Annotated in this window: 16 protein-coding genes and 2 tRNA genes; 11 read left to right on the top strand and 7 right to left on the bottom strand. The window is 44.3% G+C overall.

The window, feature by feature from the left end; translation table 11 throughout:
• Positions 1-141: 141 nt before the first annotated feature.
• Both ACZ1GZ_RS13760 and ACZ1GZ_RS13755 read left to right on the top strand, forming a co-directional pair.
• A complete protein-coding gene (locus ACZ1GZ_RS13760; protein ID WP_472665459.1) occupies positions 142-798 on the top strand; it encodes a ChrR family anti-sigma-E factor in 657 nt (218 codons plus the stop codon).
• 28 nt (positions 799-826) lie between these two features.
• Entirely contained in the window at positions 827-1,603 is a 777-nt protein-coding gene (locus ACZ1GZ_RS13755; protein WP_472665457.1) for an SDR family NAD(P)-dependent oxidoreductase, read from the top strand.
• 15 nt (positions 1,604-1,618) lie between these two features.
• Here ACZ1GZ_RS13755 and ACZ1GZ_RS13750 read toward each other — a convergent pair whose 3' ends face one another.
• The 5 genes from ACZ1GZ_RS13750 to ACZ1GZ_RS13730 form a co-directional block, all read right to left on the bottom strand.
• Positions 1,619-2,875: a class I SAM-dependent methyltransferase gene (locus ACZ1GZ_RS13750; RefSeq protein ID WP_472665455.1), complete on the bottom strand. Its 1,257-nt coding sequence runs from the start codon at positions 2,873-2,875 to the stop codon at positions 1,619-1,621.
• 70 nt (positions 2,876-2,945) lie between these two features.
• Complete coding sequence (locus ACZ1GZ_RS13745) at positions 2,946-3,737, bottom strand: DUF1365 domain-containing protein (RefSeq protein WP_472665453.1); 792 nt, start codon at positions 3,735-3,737, stop codon at positions 2,946-2,948.
• 4 nt (positions 3,738-3,741) lie between these two features.
• Positions 3,742-5,067 carry an NAD(P)/FAD-dependent oxidoreductase gene (locus ACZ1GZ_RS13740; RefSeq protein ID WP_472665451.1) on the bottom strand — a complete coding sequence of 442 codons (1,326 nt, stop codon included), beginning with the start codon at positions 5,065-5,067 and terminating at the stop codon, positions 3,742-3,744.
• A gap of 30 nt (positions 5,068-5,097) precedes the next feature.
• Positions 5,098-6,540, bottom strand: a complete 1,443-nt coding sequence (locus ACZ1GZ_RS13735; protein WP_472665449.1) for a cryptochrome/photolyase family protein — start codon at positions 6,538-6,540, stop codon at positions 5,098-5,100.
• Positions 6,541-6,763: 223 nt separating this feature from the next.
• Positions 6,764-6,838 (bottom strand) — tRNA-Asn (locus ACZ1GZ_RS13730).
• A 201-nt stretch (positions 6,839-7,039) separates the two neighbouring features.
• Between ACZ1GZ_RS13730 and ACZ1GZ_RS13725 the strand changes: the two genes are divergently transcribed.
• The 9 genes from ACZ1GZ_RS13725 (at position 7,040) to ACZ1GZ_RS13685 (ending at position 16,457) form a co-directional block, all read left to right on the top strand.
• Positions 7,040-7,113 (top strand) — tRNA-Cys (locus ACZ1GZ_RS13725).
• 282 nt (positions 7,114-7,395) lie between these two features.
• Positions 7,396-8,637, top strand: a complete 1,242-nt coding sequence (locus ACZ1GZ_RS13720) for a 2OG-Fe(II) oxygenase (RefSeq protein ID WP_472665447.1) — start codon at positions 7,396-7,398, stop codon at positions 8,635-8,637.
• 303 nt (positions 8,638-8,940) lie between these two features.
• The gene (locus ACZ1GZ_RS13715) at positions 8,941-9,600 is read left to right on the top strand and encodes a protein-L-isoaspartate O-methyltransferase family protein (protein ID WP_472665445.1); all 660 of its coding nucleotides are present in this window, start codon (positions 8,941-8,943) and stop codon (positions 9,598-9,600) included.
• A gap of 135 nt (positions 9,601-9,735) precedes the next feature.
• Entirely contained in the window at positions 9,736-11,076 is a 1,341-nt protein-coding gene (locus ACZ1GZ_RS13710; protein WP_472665443.1) for a TolC family outer membrane protein, read from the top strand.
• A gap of 16 nt (positions 11,077-11,092) precedes the next feature.
• The gene (locus tag ACZ1GZ_RS13705; protein WP_472665441.1) at positions 11,093-11,494 is read left to right on the top strand and encodes a VOC family protein; all 402 of its coding nucleotides are present in this window, start codon (positions 11,093-11,095) and stop codon (positions 11,492-11,494) included.
• Between the two features lie 137 nt (positions 11,495-11,631).
• Complete coding sequence (locus tag ACZ1GZ_RS13700; protein ID WP_472665439.1) at positions 11,632-12,243, top strand: PopZ family protein; 612 nt, start codon at positions 11,632-11,634, stop codon at positions 12,241-12,243.
• Between the two features lie 179 nt (positions 12,244-12,422).
• Positions 12,423-15,284, top strand: a complete 2,862-nt coding sequence (locus ACZ1GZ_RS13695) for a valine--tRNA ligase (RefSeq protein WP_472665437.1) — start codon at positions 12,423-12,425, stop codon at positions 15,282-15,284.
• Positions 15,285-15,460: 176 nt separating this feature from the next.
• Complete coding sequence (locus tag ACZ1GZ_RS13690; RefSeq protein WP_472668363.1) at positions 15,461-15,709, top strand: hypothetical protein; 249 nt, start codon at positions 15,461-15,463, stop codon at positions 15,707-15,709.
• Positions 15,642-16,457: a tetratricopeptide repeat protein gene (locus tag ACZ1GZ_RS13685; protein ID WP_472665435.1), complete on the top strand. Its 816-nt coding sequence runs from the start codon at positions 15,642-15,644 to the stop codon at positions 16,455-16,457. The genes ACZ1GZ_RS13690 and ACZ1GZ_RS13685 overlap by 68 nt, the downstream gene beginning before the upstream one ends.
• Before the next feature lie 10 nt (positions 16,458-16,467).
• On the opposite strand, the gene xth is transcribed toward ACZ1GZ_RS13685, so the two are convergent.
• Both xth and erpA read right to left on the bottom strand, forming a co-directional pair.
• Positions 16,468-17,250 carry an exodeoxyribonuclease III gene (gene xth / locus ACZ1GZ_RS13680; protein ID WP_472665434.1) on the bottom strand — a complete coding sequence of 261 codons (783 nt, stop codon included), beginning with the start codon at positions 17,248-17,250 and terminating at the stop codon, positions 16,468-16,470.
• Positions 17,247-17,582 carry an iron-sulfur cluster insertion protein ErpA gene (gene erpA / locus ACZ1GZ_RS13675; protein ID WP_472665432.1) on the bottom strand — a complete coding sequence of 112 codons (336 nt, stop codon included), beginning with the start codon at positions 17,580-17,582 and terminating at the stop codon, positions 17,247-17,249. The genes xth and erpA overlap by 4 nt, the downstream gene beginning before the upstream one ends.
• Positions 17,583-17,674 lie beyond the last annotated feature (92 nt).

The raw sequence follows: 17,674 nt of genomic DNA, 5'->3' as shown, positions 1-17,674 counted from the left end.
GAAATAATCAGTTTTTAGTTAGTCTAATGATCCGAATTGAATCTGTTTTCGTACAAGTGTACAAACAGGGAAGACTCAAGCGGCGCGAGTCTTTTACGAGATAGTCTCCGATGAGACGTAGTAGATAAAAGAAGATTTAATATGACTTTAAGTCAGATAGATGCAGTCGATACACTAATGGCACAATATGCCTCTGGCGGATTATCTGCGCCTGCAAGTGTTTTGGTGGAAGCGCATCTGGAAATTAAACCGGACAATCGCCGCTTTGTTGGTGATCTGGAAACAATTGCCGGATTATCGCTTGAGCAGGTTGCCCCGACCGAACTTGATAAAAAGAACGACGCCTTGTCCGCAATTTTTGCTTCTTCACCTGATAGCGTTGCGGATGTGGCCGACGATGCTGATGAGCAGGGAAGCACTGCACGATTGCCTTTAGCACTCCGCCGTCTGATCGGTATGGATGTTGAGGATATTCCTTGGCGCACAAAACTGCCTGGATTTAAAGAATACGACATCGGCGAAATCGATGGCTGTCATGTCAATATGTTCTGGATCCGTCCGGGTCGTACAATGCCAGCGCATACGCACAAAGGCTGTGAGTTATCAATCGTACTTGAAGGTGCATTTAATGATGAGCGCGGCCGTTTTGGTCCCGGTGATATCTCAATTGCTGATGCAAGTGTTGACCACCGACCAACAGCTGAGACCGATCGCCCTTGTATTGGCTTTGCCGTTCTTGATGAAGGCGTGACTCTCACTGGTTCTTGGCGTCAGCTTGTTGGCGATCTGATAGGCTAATTGCAAAATCAAACTGATCGGAGATGATATGTCTCTTTATAACGCAACTCCTGCGGATGGTGTCGCTTGGGTAACGGGTGCTAGCTCCGGTATTGGATACGCTGTTGCCTTGCAGCTTTGTCAGGATGGCTACACGGTTATTGCCACAGCGCGATCTGAAGATAAGCTTGAACAGCTCGTTAAAGAAGCCGCTGGATTGAAAGGCACGATCATTGCCAAAGCTGCGGATGTGACGAGCTATTCTGATATGAAAGATATCGTCACGCAGATTGCTGACGAACATCAAAATCTAGCGTTGGTTATTCTAAATGCTGGAATTTATATCCCAGTTCACGTTGATAAGCTTGATATCTCAGATTTTCAAAAGACCTTTGATGTAAATCTGACAGGTGTGGTCAATGGTCTTTTACCTGCAATTGAGCAGATGAAAACGCAGGGTAGAGGGCAAATTGCACTTGTTTCCTCGGTAACTGGTTATGGTGGTTTGCCAACAAGTGCCGCATATGGCGCAACGAAGGCTGCTGTTATCAATATGGCTGAAAGCCTTAAGTTTGACCTTGATAAGCTTAATATCCGAATTCAGGTGATCAATCCGGGATTTGTGAAAACCGCTGCAACGGATCAGAACGATTTTAAGATGCCGGCTATTATCCCAGCGGAAGAAGCCGCAAAACGCATCAGTGATGGATTAGCCCAGGACAAGTTTGAGCTCACTTTCCCTAAGCGGTTCACATATTTCTTGAAATTTATAAATCTACTGCCATATCGGCTGTATTTCGCGCTGGTTGGCAGAACGTCAAAATAACATTCTGCCAATTTTCTATGCGCCGTAGACGATCTGTCTGACATTAATATTGCCTGAGCGGAAACCTGCTTCACAATAAAACAGATAAAACTCCCAAAGCTTCTTAAAGCGGTCATCAAAGCCGAGCGGCTTGATTGTCTCCCACTTTAGCCAGAATTCTTCACGCCATTCAGCGAGTGTTCTAGCATAATCGATACCAAATTCGCGATTGTCGAATGTTTTTAGCCCTGCTGTTGCACCCAATCCTTCCAAACCATCATCACTTGGCAACATGCCACCGGGGAAAATGTATCGTTGGATGAAATCCGGATTTTCGCGATAGTGCTCGTAGTTTTTTGGATCAATTGTGATCACTTGCAATCCCGCACGACCATGAGGTTTTAAACATTGGCGAATCTTATTAAAATATACAGGCCAATATTTCTCCCCAACGGCTTCGAACATCTCAATTGAGATAATGCGGTCGTAAGTTTCGTGTTCATCGCGATAGTCTTGGTATTTGAAATCCACCATGTGGGATAAACCAAGTTTAGCCATGCGTTCTTCCGCAAAGTTAAGTTGTTCGCGGCTTAGTGATAGTCCTGTCACGTGGCAATCAAGTTCAGTCACCGCAAATTCGGCAAAACCACCCCAACCACAACCAATTTCTAAGATGCGGTCACCTTTTTGAACACCTGCAGCTTCTGCAAGGGCGCGATATTTAGCTGTTTGTGCCGTGGCAAGGTCCTGAACGCCTTCTTCGAAAAGTGCTGATGAATATGTCATCGTTTCATCAAGCCATTGCGAATAGAAATCGTTTCCTAAATCGTAATGTGCAGATATGTTTTTCTTCGCTTGCGCGCGCGTGTTTGACCGCAACCAATGGCGAAAACGCTCCACTGTTTTTAACACGCCTCTGGCACGTTTAGTGATAGTATCACCGATGGTTTGGTTATAAACGAGAAGCTCCAAAAACGTTGTCACATCCGGGCTTTCCCAGTCACCGTCCATGTATGCTTCTGCAACGCCAATTGTTGAGCTTGTAAGTGCTTTGTGAAGTAAATTCCAATTATGCAATATGAGCGTAGCATCAGGTCCAGGTGTTTTACCCTGGATGGTAACAATGCGTTTGTCAGGCAGATGCAATGTTAATGTGCCAACTTCCAGCTTGCTTAACGAGCGTAATGCAAACTGCGCCCGCGCTGGCAATCCTTTAACAATATTTGCAACATTTGCAGTTGATAATATGTTGGGGTTATTGGTTCCGGACCGGTGTGAAGTCATTGTTTCCATGACTAAATCTCCTCCATATTAAAACTCGCATCTTGGATGCAGTGACCTATTCGTCTCATGACATGCGTAATCATGCCGAGTTCTTTTTCGGATTGGTTCGGGGAACAACTTGCAGTCCCTTTAGCCAAAGCCGAAGTGCCTCAAAATGTATTCCTGCAAGGATTTTCCACGTTAAAAATGGAATTTGCAAGAAAAATTTCAGCAGGTTACTCGTTTTTAGTGCGTTTTTACGCCCAAAATAGGTTGCTGCTAGAATTGGTTTGTCGTTTTGTTTTTCTAAAATTCGCCACGACATTGTCTCTTTCGGCTCCGACATGGTGAAGAAATATCGCATGTCCATTTCCATAAACGGGGAAACATAAAACGTCTTATCAGCCTCTTGTTTGATATGGGCAGATGTTTGATTATCTTTATCTATTTTGCGCGTATAGATATGTTTTTCACCAAAGGTATTGCGCACTTCATATATCACAGCACCAATTTCTTCATCTGGTCCATAGATGTAAAATACAGATAATGGATTAAACACTTTGCCCAATATGCGCGGATAACAGCCTAAAAGAATGCGGCTTGGTTGCCAGGTGATATTTTCCTTAAATAGACAATCGGCAACGTGTTGCCCGATCGTTTTATCGCCGTTCTTCGGCAAGTGGTCACTTTGATGAAATGACAACAGGTTAAATTTGTCGACCGAAAATACAGGCGACATTTTGTTTGCTGCTTCAAGCTGATCAACATCAATAAGCAGTGAAAAGACCTTGTATTGAAACCGGTGCTTTTTCGGGGCCATACGTGCATGCATTACATCGCCATGATATAGCCAAGCAGGGGCATTACTAATTTCGCTATCCCTTTGTATCACTTGACTAACTTACCTCGAGCTTTCGTTCCTTGTTGCTGGCAAACATATCCATGTCTGGTGCGTTTTGCCAAGGAGCGTAGCATCCAAGTTTGTTGGCGACATTCACAGCACTTCGCAATCCATCCTCGTGGAAACCTGAACCTGTCCAAGCGCCGGCAAACCATGTTGAATTTTTACCTTGAACGCTTTCAAGTGATTTTTGAGCAATCATTGCCGTTTTACTAAATTGCGGGTGGTCATAATTGTACTCACCAAATGTCAGCTCTTTCGCGGGTGCACGCTTTGGGTTGAGTGTGACAAAAAGCGGTTTGTCATTATCAATACCTTGCAACCTGTTCATCCAATAAGATACGGCAACATTTGCATTGTTAGTTTCTTTTGATGATGACAAGTAGTTCCAAGACGCCCACACATTTTTACGCTTCGGCATAAGACTTTCATCGCGGTGTAGGTAGACTTTATTTGCACCGTACGGAATTGCTTCTGCAATTTCTGTTTCAGCCAAAGTCGGTGTGTCCAGCATCTTAATCATCTGATCAGTATGACAGGCAAAGACGATCTCGTCATAGGTGTTGGTTTCGCCAGTTGTATCGATGACTTCAATTTTGTTGTCATTGCGTATTACTTTTTCAACACCGCAACCAAGTTTTACGCGTTCACCCAAGTCATCATGAAGTTTGTTGAGGTAGTTTCGGCTGCCGCCTGTAACCGTGCGCCATGTGGGACGACGACGGTGCAACAAACGGTGATTATCAAAGAAATTGACAAAGTGTAGAGCGGGGAATTCCAACATCTGATTAGATGAGGATGACCAGATTGCCGCCGCCATAGGCATGAGGTAGTTGTTTTGAAATCCCGGGGAAAATCCACGCCAGATGAGGTATTCACCGATTGATCGACCTTTTAGGTGACCTTTATCGCGGTCTTTGACGCAAATGTTATTAAAACGAAAGACTTCACGCAGCATATTTAAAAACTCAGGACGGAAGATATTGCTCTTCTGTGCGAACAACATGGCAATTTTGCTGCCACCCCATTCAAACTTGCCCAAATCGCGAGACAGCGCAAAACTCATATCACTATCGTGAGTTTTCACATTAAGATGGTCAAACAAAGCAGTGAGATGCGGATAGTTTAGTTCATTATAGACAATAAAGCCTGTATCGACTGAAATTGGTGTGCCATCGTAATCGATATCCACGGTTGCTGTGTGACCACCAGCGATTTTGTTTTTCTCATATAGTGTCACATCGTAATTGTCGCGTAGCAGCCAAGCGCAAGCGCTGCCCGATATTCCAGATCCTACAATTGCTATCTTTTTCTTTTGCATGAGTGTCTTTCTGTCTTTTGTAAAATCTGCCTATGCAGCCTGCTTCATTTGACCATAGGCCTCAAGCGCGCGGTTTCTTGCAAAACCATGCTCGACAATCGGTTCTGGATAGTCTCGCCCTAGTTCGAGCGAGATAGATTTCAACACGGCTTGTGGTGTTTCCCACGGCGCATGAATGTATTTTGGATCAAGATCTTTGAGTTCGGGAACATATGTTTTGACATATTCACCGTCGGCATCGAACTTTTTGCCTTGAATGATTGGGTTGAAAATTCGGTAATATGGGCTCGCATCAGCTCCTGATCCGGCAACCCATTGCCAGCCTGCTGTGTTATTTGCTGGATCAGCATCAACTAAGGTATCCCAGAACCATTTTTCGCCTTCGCGCCAATCAATCAACAAATGCTTTGTAAGGAAGGAGGCAACAATCATGCGAACACGGTTATGCATATAGCCCGTTTGCCAAAGCTCTCGCATCCCAGCATCGACAATTGGGTAACCGGTCTTACCCTGTTGCCAAATACGAAGAAGTTCATCATTTTTATCCCATTTGAAAGCATCAAATGAGTTGTTGAAGTTTTCTTCATCCAGTTTGGGATTGTGGAATAAAAGATGGTATGAAAAATCCCGCCAGGCGAGTTGGCGCCGAAATGGTTGCGCGCCCTGGACTTGATCACTTGCGTGCCAAACCTGTCGCGGGGATATTTCACCAAATGTCATATATGGCGAGAGTTTTGATGTCGCATCAAGTGCGGGAAAATCGCGTTGGTCTTTATATTTACTTACATCATTTTGCAGATAGTTGGACAAAACGGCGTGCGCAGCTGATTCTCCTGGCGTAAATCTGTTTAGGATATCGCCTGACCAATCTGGTTTGGTTGGCAACAGATTAAGCTCACTAAGTTCAATGCTTTTGAACTTTGCTGGGTTCTCAAGATTTGCTGGTAATTGCGGGATTTCTTGAGGTGCAGGATAGGGGGCTTGAACGTCAATTGTTGCGTCTAATGTTTTCCAAAATGGAGTGAATACTTTAAACGGAGTTCCCGATTTCGTCGTAAGTTGTGTGGGCTCATGCAGCAAGTGCCCTTGAAAACTTTCGACCAACAAACCGCTATTTTTAAGTTCGCGCTTTAATTCAGTGTCTTTTTTAATTGCTATGGGTTCATATCTGCGATTCCAATAAACTGCTTTTGCGTCTGTTTCATTTAAAACCTGTTCTAAAATGGTTTTCTCATCACCGGTGCGCAGAATCAGTTTTGAACCTTTGGCACTTAAATTCTCTATCAGGTCTTTGAGAGCATAGTGCAGCCAGAGCTTTTTTGCATCGCCCAATTTGCGCGCGGCTGCCGGATCATAGATATAAAGAGGAACAACGTTTTGATGCTGACAAGCCTTAAGCAGAGCTGGATTGTCAGATAGACGCAAATCATTACGAAACCAGATTATTGCGGTTGTCGCTTGTGTTTCGCTCATCGTCGGCCCTTTGATCTAACATATTCTTTTAAATAACCAATTCTGATCACGTGTTTATGTGACTTTGTTGGTTTGTGTGAATTTGTTTACGTAGTAACGTGAAGGCTAGATCAAAAGTTTCAATGAAAAAGTTATAAATCGCGCAACTTTATTTATAAAAACGATAAAGTGCTGATTGTTGTAATCGCCGATAAAATCAGTTTCGAGGAGGGGTTTGTCGAAGTGGCTCCCCGGGCCGGACTCGAACCAGCGACCAATTGATTAACAGTCAACTGCTCTACCACTGAGCTACCGGGGAACATTATCACTTCGGACGGACGGGCTATAACAAATAGATATCTCGTTTGCCAAGTGTTTTATTTAAAAAAATGCATTATTATTTTGAGAAATGCCAGAAACCCATTTTTGCGAGCATTTGCGCAATTTTCTCCTTGCTTTAAACTAAATCTCGTTTTATCAGCGCTTCACGTCTGCATTTTAGTAATGCATGGCAGTTTGAGGCCTCGTGGCGGAGTGGTGACGCAGCGGATTGCAAATCCGTCAACCCCGGTTCGATTCCGGGCGAGGCCTCCAAAGTCTTTTTCTCCATATGATTAACATCGATAGTTCGTTTAAAATTTATACGTCAAGTAATGTCTAGGATCACTTTGATCGTAGGCATTTTATTATCAATCCTGTTTTACACATAAATCTCTGTCACTTGTACAAATTGTGGGCATGGATATTTTATCACAATTTTATGGGGTGTTTCGTGATCTAAAACACTTATCAGTTGACGCTGGCAAGCGGAGTATAGTATGAGAATTTCGGTCGCAGCATACTGATGAAATTTTACAGCACGCTGAGGATGCCTTTATGTCAATAATCCACTCGGAATTAATTCGCGATAAAAATGAAATAAGAAAAAGTTTTGACGAGAATCAACCATTTAAACACGTTGAGATTCCAAAATTCTTCAATGATGATATAGTCGAGCGAATGCTAGATCAGTTTCCTGTGCCGAAAAAAGAGGAAATGATCAACGAGTTTGGACGCCCAAATAAAAAATATGCTTGCCATGATGTTCGGAATATCGGGCCAGTATATCGCGAAATTGATGATTACATTAAGTCAACCGAGTTTGCTCTTTTAATGAGAGATTTAACAGGTATAGAAGACTTATTGTATGATCCTGAATATCATGGTTCGGGCACCCATGATAATATGTCGGGACAAGGCATGAATCCTCATGTGGATTTTAATCTTCATCGCACGACAGGGTATCATAGACGCATGAATGCCATTATTTATTTGAACGAAGAGTGGGAAGAAGAGTGGGGTGGTTGCATACAAGTCCACAAAAACCCTTGGGATGCTGAAAATGATTGGACCAAAACGTACTTACCTTTGAAAAATAGATGTGTATTATTTGAAACAAATGAATATTCTTGGCACGGCTTCGAGAAAGTTACCCATCCGACAAACCCCAATATTTCTCGTAAAAGCTTTACGATTTATATGTACACCAAAAAGAGACCTTTGGATGAAATTGGTGATAAGCACGGCACAATTTATGTTCCACGCCCACTGAGCAGTTCTATCAAGCCAAACCAAGTTTTAAGCGTTGAAGATTACGAGTACACCAAGTCACTACTCAAGGGTCGCGATGCAATGATGAAGGGCATGTACGAACGCGAAATGAAACAGAATAACATAATTAAGGGTCTGTTTGCGTTTCGAGATAACATTAGATTGCCAATGGAGGGTTACGTTCGGCAAATAGATGGAGCCACTGGTGTTCATGGTAATTTCGGTTTGAACAAGCGCTTAACCTTTAAAGTTCAAGCGTCACAAGACGTGAACTCGATGAGCATAGATTTGAGTGTCCCTGAATTTATTAAAGATCAAAAAGTCAGCATAAATATAAATGGTGTGAATGTTGCAGAAGCCTCTGAGACGGAGAATAGGATAGACGCCAAAATAGAGTTCAAGATGAATGAAAGGGATATAGTTGATGTCGAATTTGTATTTGATAAGTCTATGTCACCAAAAGATGCAGGGGTTTCGCCTGATAAGAGGGAGTTCTCTTCGTACTTGAGAAATATTGTTTTTCATTAGTCGGGTCTTGAGATCATTTGCGGAACAAATTTGATATAATCTTCCAAAGCTTTCATGGTCGTTAGTGTCTTTATTCAAACATGGCAGTTGTTTTGGAAGGTCAATTAAAAATTCGCACGCATTCGATTCCGGGCGAGGCCTCCAATTTTCTCTTTAAATGACAATGCATGCTAGCAGTTGAAGGCATAATCGCTTTTAATGTGAGAATAAGCCTTAAAAACCTATGGCATGACGCGATTGCGACCTTGAAACTCGCATTGTGTCGAAGTAAGAGACATTAAAGTCTATTCTTGGAGATAAAACATGGAAATCGATTTTACGATTGCGCGCCAGCGTATGGTTGATAATCAAATTAGAACAACTGACGTGACAGCCCATGAATTGTTAGATTCCTTACTTACCGTGCCGCGCGAGAACTTTGTGCCTGAAAGTGCCAAGCCGCTCGCATATATCGATACGGATATTGAGCTGGAATCAGCTGGCCGATTTATTATAGAACCTTCTCCGCTGGCTAAACTTTTGCAGGCTGCTGAAGTAAATTCATCAGACAATGTTTTAGAAGTTGGGACAGGCACTGGTTACGTCGCGGCTGTATTATCTTCGATAGCTGATAAAGTCACAGCATTAGAAATAGATGCTGCACTGGCTGAAACCGCAAAAGCTACTTTGGCAGATGGTGGGTATGACAATGTCAACGTTGTCAGCGGTGCTTTATCGCAAGGGCACAAAGCATCAGGTCCTTATGATGTGATTTTCATCAATGGTGCGATTGAAATTGAACCAACATCATTGTTTGATCAATTGGCTGAAGGTGGACGTTTAATCGCTGTGATTGGCCATGGTTTGGCGGCACAAGCATATGTTTTCCAAAAGGAAAGCGGTGCAGTGTCTTCACGCAAGTTGTTTAACAGCGCAATCCCTGCATTGCCTGGGTTTGAGCGTGCAGCTGAGTTTGTGTTCTAAGTATTAGCACTTGTTGCTTATTAGCAACGTTTCATTAAGAAATTTAAAAGTGAGCGTCCGCGTGTTGCATTGCGGGCGCAATAGCCCCATTGTTTACCAAAACGCGTAAACTGTTTATCAGGTAGATTATTAGTTATGGCTTGGAAAAATTTCAAAAAATCATCCAGTATTATGGTGTTGTGCCTGCCGCTTATGTTGGCAACTGGTGGTGTTGCAAACAGTGAAACAATCACAGGTGCAATGTCTCGCGCCTATGACAATAATCCTGATTTAGCAGCTGCTCGCGCAGGTTTGCGGGCCACGGATGAAGGGGTTGCGATTGCGAAATCAGGCTATCGTCCAACCGTTTCCGGATCAGTTGTTGGCGCAATTACAGATATTAATGGCACAAGCGTGGATAGTGTGACTGGAACTGTGAGCATCACACAGCAACTATTTGATGGATTTGCCACTAGAAACAACGTTGGCGCAGCGAAATCTGCCGTTTTTGCCGGTCGCGAAAATTTGACCTCAACGGAAATCAGTATCTTACAATCCGCAGCGCAAGCGTACGCCAATTTGGCGCGTGATAATCAGCTCGTCTCGATCCGTCGTCAAAATATTAATTTCCTACAAGAGCAACTTAATGCAGCGCAATCGCGCTTGCGTGTGGGCGAGGGAACGCGAACAGATGTAAGCCAGGCACAGGCGCAGCTTTCTTCTGCAAAAGCATCGCTAACGGCTGCTATTGCGCAAGCAAAGTCTTCATCTGCGGTTTATGTACAAATCGTTGGGGATACGCCGCGTAAAATTTCGCAGCCTAAGTCGATTGCCCGTCTTTTGCCGAAAAATCTAGACAGTGCTGTATCGCGTGGATTGTCATCCCATCCATCTGTTGAAGCGGCACAATATAATGTGGATGCGGCTGAATTTCAGATTAAAGCTAACAAAGCTGCGCTCTTACCGGGTGTTTCGGTTGAGGGGTCTGTTTCCCAAACCGATTCGAATGTTCGAACATCGACGCTAACTGGTACTTTATCCGTGCCAATTTACTCAGGTGGCGCAAATCACGCGCAGGTGCGCCGTGCGAAACAAACATTGGAACAGCGTAAAGCACAGGTTCAATCGACACGTCGTAGTGTTGAGCAATCCATTGTTGCAAACTGGGTGAATTACGAATCAGCGCAGGCAACTTTGGCGGCAAATCGTGCGGAACTTAAAGCGGCTCAGCTGGCATTAAGTGGCGTGATGGAAGAGCGTCGCGTTGGACAGCGAACCACATTGGATGTTTTAAATGCTCAGCAATCGGTGTTAAGTGCACGTGAGAGCATTGTTCAATCTCAGCGTAACGCGGTTGTTTCCAGTTATGCTACGCTTGCTGCGATGGGACTTTTGACAGTTGATTATCTTAATTTAAAAGTTGCGCGATATGATCCTGACCGGCACTATCAGGCGGTGAAAGACAAATGGTTTGGGCTCCGCGTTACTGATAACTAAGCTGACTGTGTGATTTATGGCGCAATCCCTTTCGGCAGTAACGCTTGTAGTTGACGATTATGACCGAGCGATCGATTTTTATGTGAATACGCTTGGCTTTGAATTGGTTGAAGACACCAAACTTGCAGATACCAAGCGTTGGGTTTTGGTTGCACCTAAACCTGTTGATTCCAAATCATCTTCAATTTTATTGGCAAAAGCAGATGGAGAAACCCAATCTGCATGTGTTGGGCAGCAAACGGGCGGGCGTGTCGGTTTCTTTCTGAAAACTGATCAGTTTGATGAAGACTATGCGCACATGTGCGCTCAAGGTGTTTCATTTTTAGAAGATCCGCGAGATGAAGTTTACGCCAAGGTTGTTGTCTTTGAAGATCCTTTTGGAAATAAATGGGATTTGCTGCAGCCTAAGGCCAAATGAGCAGATTAACCAACACTACGAAAAGTAGTGCATAAACTCGCAATGTTCGGAACAGGCAATTTTACTATACAATTAAATGAACTAACGTGATTCGAAATTATCATTTCGTTTCCATTTGTATGAATTAGGTGAAATAAATGTCTCAAGCTCCTGCACAACGCGAAGAACCATCCATGGAAGATATCTTGTCTTCTATCCGCAAAATCATTCAAAGCAATGATGATGGCGGCGAAGATGCAACAGCTTCCGCAGAGGTGGTGTCTGAGCCTGTCGTTGAAGAAGCGCCTGCGCCGGCAGCAAAGACGCCTGAGGTGCAAGCTGAGCCTGTTCAACAAGCTGCTGCAACCGTCGCCGCAGAACAACCTGCAGTTTCTGACCAAGGTGAATTGACATCAGCGCCTGAAAGAGCTCGTGAAGTGGTTACCGAACCAGCAGCTGTTGTTGCGGAAAAAGAAACTCCTGCGCCAGCTCAGTCTCAAGAACAGGCGCCAGCTCCTGCATCAACAAATGACCAAACATCCGCAAATTCAGCGTTAATCTCGGCTGGATCTGAAGCAAAAGTTGCAGCGTCTTTTGCGCAGCTTAATGATGCCATTACAGCAAGCTCGTCTCAATCATTGGAAGAGATGGCTAATGATATGCTCAAACCGATGTTGCAGGAATGGCTTGATAACAATCTGCCTGGCTTGGTGGAAAAGCTTGTGCGTGAAGAAATCGAACGTGTGGCACGTGGCGGCCACGAAAGCTAAAGCGTATTCTAAATATTGATTAGGAAGGTCGCTTTGGCGGCCTTTTTTTATGTCGTCTCAATTTAATTGACGAGCTCACTGGTGAATTTGCGGATGCAATTCGCTGAAAACTTGACTTATTACCCTGCTTGGGATTTACGAAGGTGGAAAATTTCATTTCTCCATAATTGGCTATCAAAATGCTTGAAAAAAACTATGACGCGGCTTCGGTTGAGCCGAAAATTGCAAAAACTTGGGATGAGGCAGAAGCTTTTAAAGCTGGTGCTGGCGCAAAAGAAGGTGCGGATCCATATTGCATCGTCATTCCGCCGCCAAATGTCACTGGTTCACTTCATATGGGCCATGCACTGAACAATACTTTGCAGGACATTCTTGTCCGTTTTGAACGTATGCGCGGCAAAGATGTTTTGTGGCAGCCGGGTATGGATCATGCCGGTATCGCAACGCAGATGGTGGTTGAGCGCAAACTTGCTGAAGATGGTGCAAATCAAACACGCCGTGAGATGGGCCGCGAAGCTTTTGTTAAAAAAGTTTGGGAATGGAAAGCCGAATCAGGTGGCACGATTTTTAATCAGCTCAAACGATTAGGCGCATCTTGCGATTGGTCGCGCGAACGCTTCACAATGGATGAGGGGCTGTCAAAAGCTGTCCTTGAGGTTTTCGTCACACTTTATAACGAAGGCCTGATTTACCGCGGCAAACGCCTTGTAAACTGGGACCCGAAATTTGAAACAGCGATTTCTGATCTTGAAGTTGAGAATATCGAAGTCGATGGTCATATGTGGCATTTCAAATACCCATTGGCTGATGGTGCGACATATGAATATGTTGAAAAAGATGAGGATGGAAATGTAACACTTCGCGAAACGCGAGATTATATTTCAATCGCCACGACACGTCCTGAAACCATGTTGGGTGATGGCGCTGTAGCTGTTCATCCGTCCGATGAGCGCTATGCATCAATTGTCGGTAAATTGTGTGAAATTCCGGTTGGCCCGAAAGAACATCGTCGTTTCATTCCGATTATTACGGACGAATATCCGGACCCAGATTTTGGTTCGGGTGCGGTGAAGATCACCGGTGCGCATGACTTTAACGATTACATGGTCGCAAAACGCAATGATATCCCGCTCTATCGCTTGATGGATCGTCAAGCGGGCATGCGTGATGATGGCGCGCCGTATTCAGATGAATCTGCAAAAGCTAAAGCCATTGTTGATAGTGGTTCTTTACCTAGTGAAGCTGATGTGGACGAAATCAACCTCGTTCCTGAACAATATCGTGGCCTTGACCGTTTTGAAGCACGAAAGCAAGTTGTTGCAGATATTACGGCTGAAGGTCTGGCCGTGATGACGAAGGACGAAGAAGGAAACGAAATTCCTTACGTCGAAAATAAAAAGATTATGCAGCCATTCGGTGATCGTTCAGGCGTTGTTATTGAACCGATGCTCACTGATCAGTGGTTTGCTGATGCTGAAACACTCGCAAAACCTGCTCTTGCATCCGTGAAAGAGGGACGTACTAATTTCGTGCCGAAATCATGGGAAAACACTTACTTTAACTGGATGGAAAACATCCAGCCTTGGTGTATTTCGCGTCAATTATGGTGGGGGCATCAAATCCCTGCTTGGTATGATGCAGAGGGCAATGTGTATGTTGCAAAGAGCGAAGAAGAAGCTCAGAAACAAGCAGGTGCGGGCGTTGCGCTTACACGTGATGAAGATGTTTTAGATACTTGGTTTTCGTCTGCTCTTTGGCCGTTCTCAACGCTAGGCTGGCCAGCGGATACAGAAGAATTGAAAAAGTACTATCAGACTGATGTGCTTGTAACTGGTTTTGATATCATTTTCTTCTGGGTTGCGCGGATGATGATGGCGGGTCTTCACTTCATGAAAGATGAAGAAGGGACGCCAGTTGAACCATTCCATACTGTTTATGTCCATGCGCTTGTTCGTGATAAACACGGCGCCAAGATGTCGAAATCTAAAGGCAATGTGATTGATCCATTGGATCTGATTGACGAGTATGGTGCGGATGCTCTGCGCTTTACATTGGCTATTATGGCAGCGCAGGGGCGTGATGTTAAACTTGATCCTCAGCGTATTGAAGGTTACCGGAATTTCGGTACCAAGCTTTGGAATGCGACACGCTTTGCAGAAATGAATGGCGCAGCGCTTGATCCAGAGTTTAAGCCAGAAGATGCTAAATTGCAGGTTAACCGCTGGGTTTTGACCGAGCTTTCCAACACAGTTGCCGAAGTCACGAAGCAAATTGGTGATTATCGCTTTAACGACGCTGCGGGCGCTATCTATAAGTTTACTTGGAACTTGGTTTGCGACTGGTATCTCGAGCTTTTAAAACCTGTATTCCAGGGTGATGACGAGGATGCAAAAACAGAAGCGCGTGCTTGCGTTGCTTATGTTTTAAATAACATCTATCGTCTCATGCACCCGTTTATGCCTTATATGACTGAAGAACTTTGGTCAGTGGCGGAAGCAGGGGACGCAAAATTAGGTCTTTTGTGTCACGCTGAATGGCCAACGCTAGAGTTGAATGATGAGGAAGCCGCAGCTGAAATCAACTGGTTGATTGATTTGGTCTCAGGATTACGTTCAGTACGTTCTGAGATGAATGTGCCGCCATCATCTAAAGCGCCATTGCATGTCACTCAGTCAGATGATGCAACAAAAGATCAGCTGATGCGTCATTTGCCAGCGATTAAGTTGCTCGCTCGTGTTGAAGATATCGTCCTTGATGGTGAAGTCACCAAGGGGGCTGCGCAGATTGTGGTTGCGGAAACAACTTATAGCCTGCCACTAGGTGCGTTGATTGATCTTGATGCTGAGAAAGCTCGTTTAGAAAAAGCAATCGGTAAGGTTGAAGGTGATTTAGCTAAGGTGAATGGTAAGTTGAACAATGAAAAGTTCGTTGCCAATGCAAGGCCTGATGTTGTCGCTGCTGAGCGGGAGCGACTCACCGAGTTAGAGGGACAAAAAGCTAAGTTGGCGGAGGCTTTAGCCAGAGTTTTAGAAGCTGAATAATCAATTATGTGGCCGCTTTTGATGTTGTCAAAGCGGTCATATTGCTGTTTAAGGATACGCTTAGAGGGGAGATGTTGCTTTCCTGCAACATTTAGGGCGAAAAACTTTTTTAATGTTTCGGCATTCTGGCGGTTTGCCCATTTCCAGCCACAAATAGGGAGCAAATCCATTAGGGCTTGCTACAAGATATACTAAATGTTCAGCATTACGATGCAGAATTGCTTGAACATGAAAGAGAACTTAAACCGCGTGTGACAGATTTTGTTGTTGCCGCATTCGAAAAACAAGCTGAAACAGCAGCCCTTGCGGTCAATGTTTTAGTTACCCACCCAGGTGGTGTGAAAGAAAAACACTGTTATGCGGATAAACAAATCCAAAATAGCTCGGATTTTCGTTGTTCCATTAGGCTTAACCTTAGCGTCTAGTCTTATGGTAAGCACCTCTTTTGCTTTTGACCCAAAGTCAAAGTCAGCAGAAGTGAATGAAGAATCTGGGCCGTTGGATTTATTTAAGTTCGGCTTCAAAGCCTATAAAAAAGGTGAAAAGAAGCAAGCAATTGAAGCATATAAATATGCCGCAGATAAAGGCCATAGAGGCGCGCGTTGGGCGCTTGCAAATATGTATGCCTTTGGCGATGGCGTGGTTGAAGACGACTACGAAGCCTACAAAAATTATCAGCAGATTGCCCGCCAAGGTGTAGAGCCCGGTTCTGAAGATGTTGGTTATTTTGTCAACGCGATTATGTCATTGGCTGATTATTATCAGCGCGGTATTCCAAACAGCCCAGTTAATGTGAACTTCAAAGCAGCACGTCAGCTTTATTTCCAAGCGGCATCTGCGTTTGGTGTGCCTGAAGCACAATATCGTTTGGGTCGCATGATTTTAGATGGCGTTGGTGGTGGTGATAACAAACGTCAAGCTAAAAAATGGCTTAACCGCGCGCGGGCAGGTGGTCATCCAGCAGCTTCTGCAGTGTACGGTAATATCTTATTTGAAGAAGGTCAGGCCGTAAGAGGTCTTGCGTTAATTACAACTGCACATGAACGTGCTGCTCCAAACGACAAAGGTTGGATTTTGTCGCTGCAAGAACGCGCTTTTGCATTGGCTGAAGAAGCTGATCGCAGAACAGCCTTAGCTGTTGCAGACGATATGCTCAAAAACGGGCTTAACTAGCCAAATTAACTTATATGTTGATGTAAGCTGCGACCGGCACATGATCGGATGGCTTTTCCCATGCGCGTACGTGTTTTTCGACATCCGCTGTTTCAAACAGATTTGCAGCTTCTGGCGAGAGCAAGAGGTGATCAATGCGAATGCCATTGTTCTTTTGCCAAGCACCTGCCTGATAGTCCCAGAATGTGTAGGTTTTGTCTTCGTCATTAACCGAGCGAAGTGCATCGGTGAAACCCAAATTTACGAGTTTGCGATAGGCTGCATGGGATTCTGGTCTGAAAGCCGCATCACCTTCCCATGATTTGGGATCTTTGCAATCATGTGGTTCGGGAATGATGTTATAATCGCCTGCAAGAACAAGCGGCTCTTCAAGTTTTAAACGCTCTGCGGCAAAGGCTTCTAAACGCGCCATCCATCCTAGTTTATAAGGGAATTTTTCTGTCTCAACCGGATTACCATTCGGCAGATAAAGTGAAACCACACGGATTACGCCATGCTTGGTGGAATATACGCCTTCGATGAAACGTGCTTGTTCGTCTTCATCGTCACCGGGAAGGCCGCGGTTTACTTCATCAGGGCTGATCTTGGAGAGCAGGGCGACACCGTTGAAGCTTTTCTGACCAAATGTTTCAACGTGATATCCCATTGCTTCAAATTGCTCACGTGGGAAGTTCTCATCGATGGATTTGATTTCCTGAAGGCAGGCAATGTCCGGCTGTGATTCTTCAAGCCAAGTTTTAAGGTTTTCAAGACGTGCTTTAATGCCGTTGATATTCCAAGTGACAATTTTCATATGGAAAAGCTCGTCCCGCATCCACATGATGCAATTGCATTGGGGTTTTTGATTTGGAATGATTGTCCCATTAAGTCATCGACAAAATCTATTTCAGATCCTGCCATATAAACAAGCGAGAGATTATCGATCAAAACGCGCGCAGAGCCTTTTTCCAAGACAATATCATCATCTTCTTGTCCATCGACCAAGTCGAATTTATAAGAAAATCCTGAGCAGCCGCCACCTTCTACAGACACACGCAGTGCGGTTTTATCGACTTCCTTGGATAGGATTTTCTCGATTCGATTAAAGGCGTTATCCGAAACTGTTACATCAGATTGTTGGGCCATTTTATCTTTCCTGGCATTGTCTCATTGATTCTATGTGACACATTTATTTCGTGTCAGATTAGTATATAGGTATGGTCGAGTGGTGTTAAGGT

Source organism: Lentilitoribacter sp. JB5-8, from assembly GCF_055693385.1.
Note: the sequence above shows the minus strand (reverse complement) of the source record. Positions and strands in the feature narration are given on the sequence as shown.

Coding starts and splice junctions, on each gene's coding strand:
- ACZ1GZ_RS13760 (WP_472665459.1), top strand. CDS start 142: ATGACTTTAAGTCAGATAGATGCAGTCGATACACTAATGGCACAATAT.
- ACZ1GZ_RS13755 (WP_472665457.1), top strand. CDS start 827: ATGTCTCTTTATAACGCAACTCCTGCGGATGGTGTCGCTTGGGTAACG.
- ACZ1GZ_RS13750 (WP_472665455.1), bottom strand. CDS start 2,875: ATGGAAACAATGACTTCACACCGGTCCGGAACCAATAACCCCAACATA.
- ACZ1GZ_RS13740 (WP_472665451.1), bottom strand. CDS start 5,067: ATGCAAAAGAAAAAGATAGCAATTGTAGGATCTGGAATATCGGGCAGC.
- ACZ1GZ_RS13735 (WP_472665449.1), bottom strand. CDS start 6,540: ATGAGCGAAACACAAGCGACAACCGCAATAATCTGGTTTCGTAATGAT.
- ACZ1GZ_RS13720 (WP_472665447.1), top strand. CDS start 7,396: ATGTCAATAATCCACTCGGAATTAATTCGCGATAAAAATGAAATAAGA.
- ACZ1GZ_RS13715 (WP_472665445.1), top strand. CDS start 8,941: ATGGAAATCGATTTTACGATTGCGCGCCAGCGTATGGTTGATAATCAA.
- ACZ1GZ_RS13710 (WP_472665443.1), top strand. CDS start 9,736: ATGGCTTGGAAAAATTTCAAAAAATCATCCAGTATTATGGTGTTGTGC.
- ACZ1GZ_RS13705 (WP_472665441.1), top strand. CDS start 11,093: ATGGCGCAATCCCTTTCGGCAGTAACGCTTGTAGTTGACGATTATGAC.
- ACZ1GZ_RS13700 (WP_472665439.1), top strand. CDS start 11,632: ATGTCTCAAGCTCCTGCACAACGCGAAGAACCATCCATGGAAGATATC.
- ACZ1GZ_RS13695 (WP_472665437.1), top strand. CDS start 12,423: ATGCTTGAAAAAAACTATGACGCGGCTTCGGTTGAGCCGAAAATTGCA.
- ACZ1GZ_RS13685 (WP_472665435.1), top strand. CDS start 15,642: ATGCGGATAAACAAATCCAAAATAGCTCGGATTTTCGTTGTTCCATTA.
- xth (WP_472665434.1), bottom strand. CDS start 17,250: ATGAAAATTGTCACTTGGAATATCAACGGCATTAAAGCACGTCTTGAA.
- erpA (WP_472665432.1), bottom strand. CDS start 17,582: ATGGCCCAACAATCTGATGTAACAGTTTCGGATAACGCCTTTAATCGA.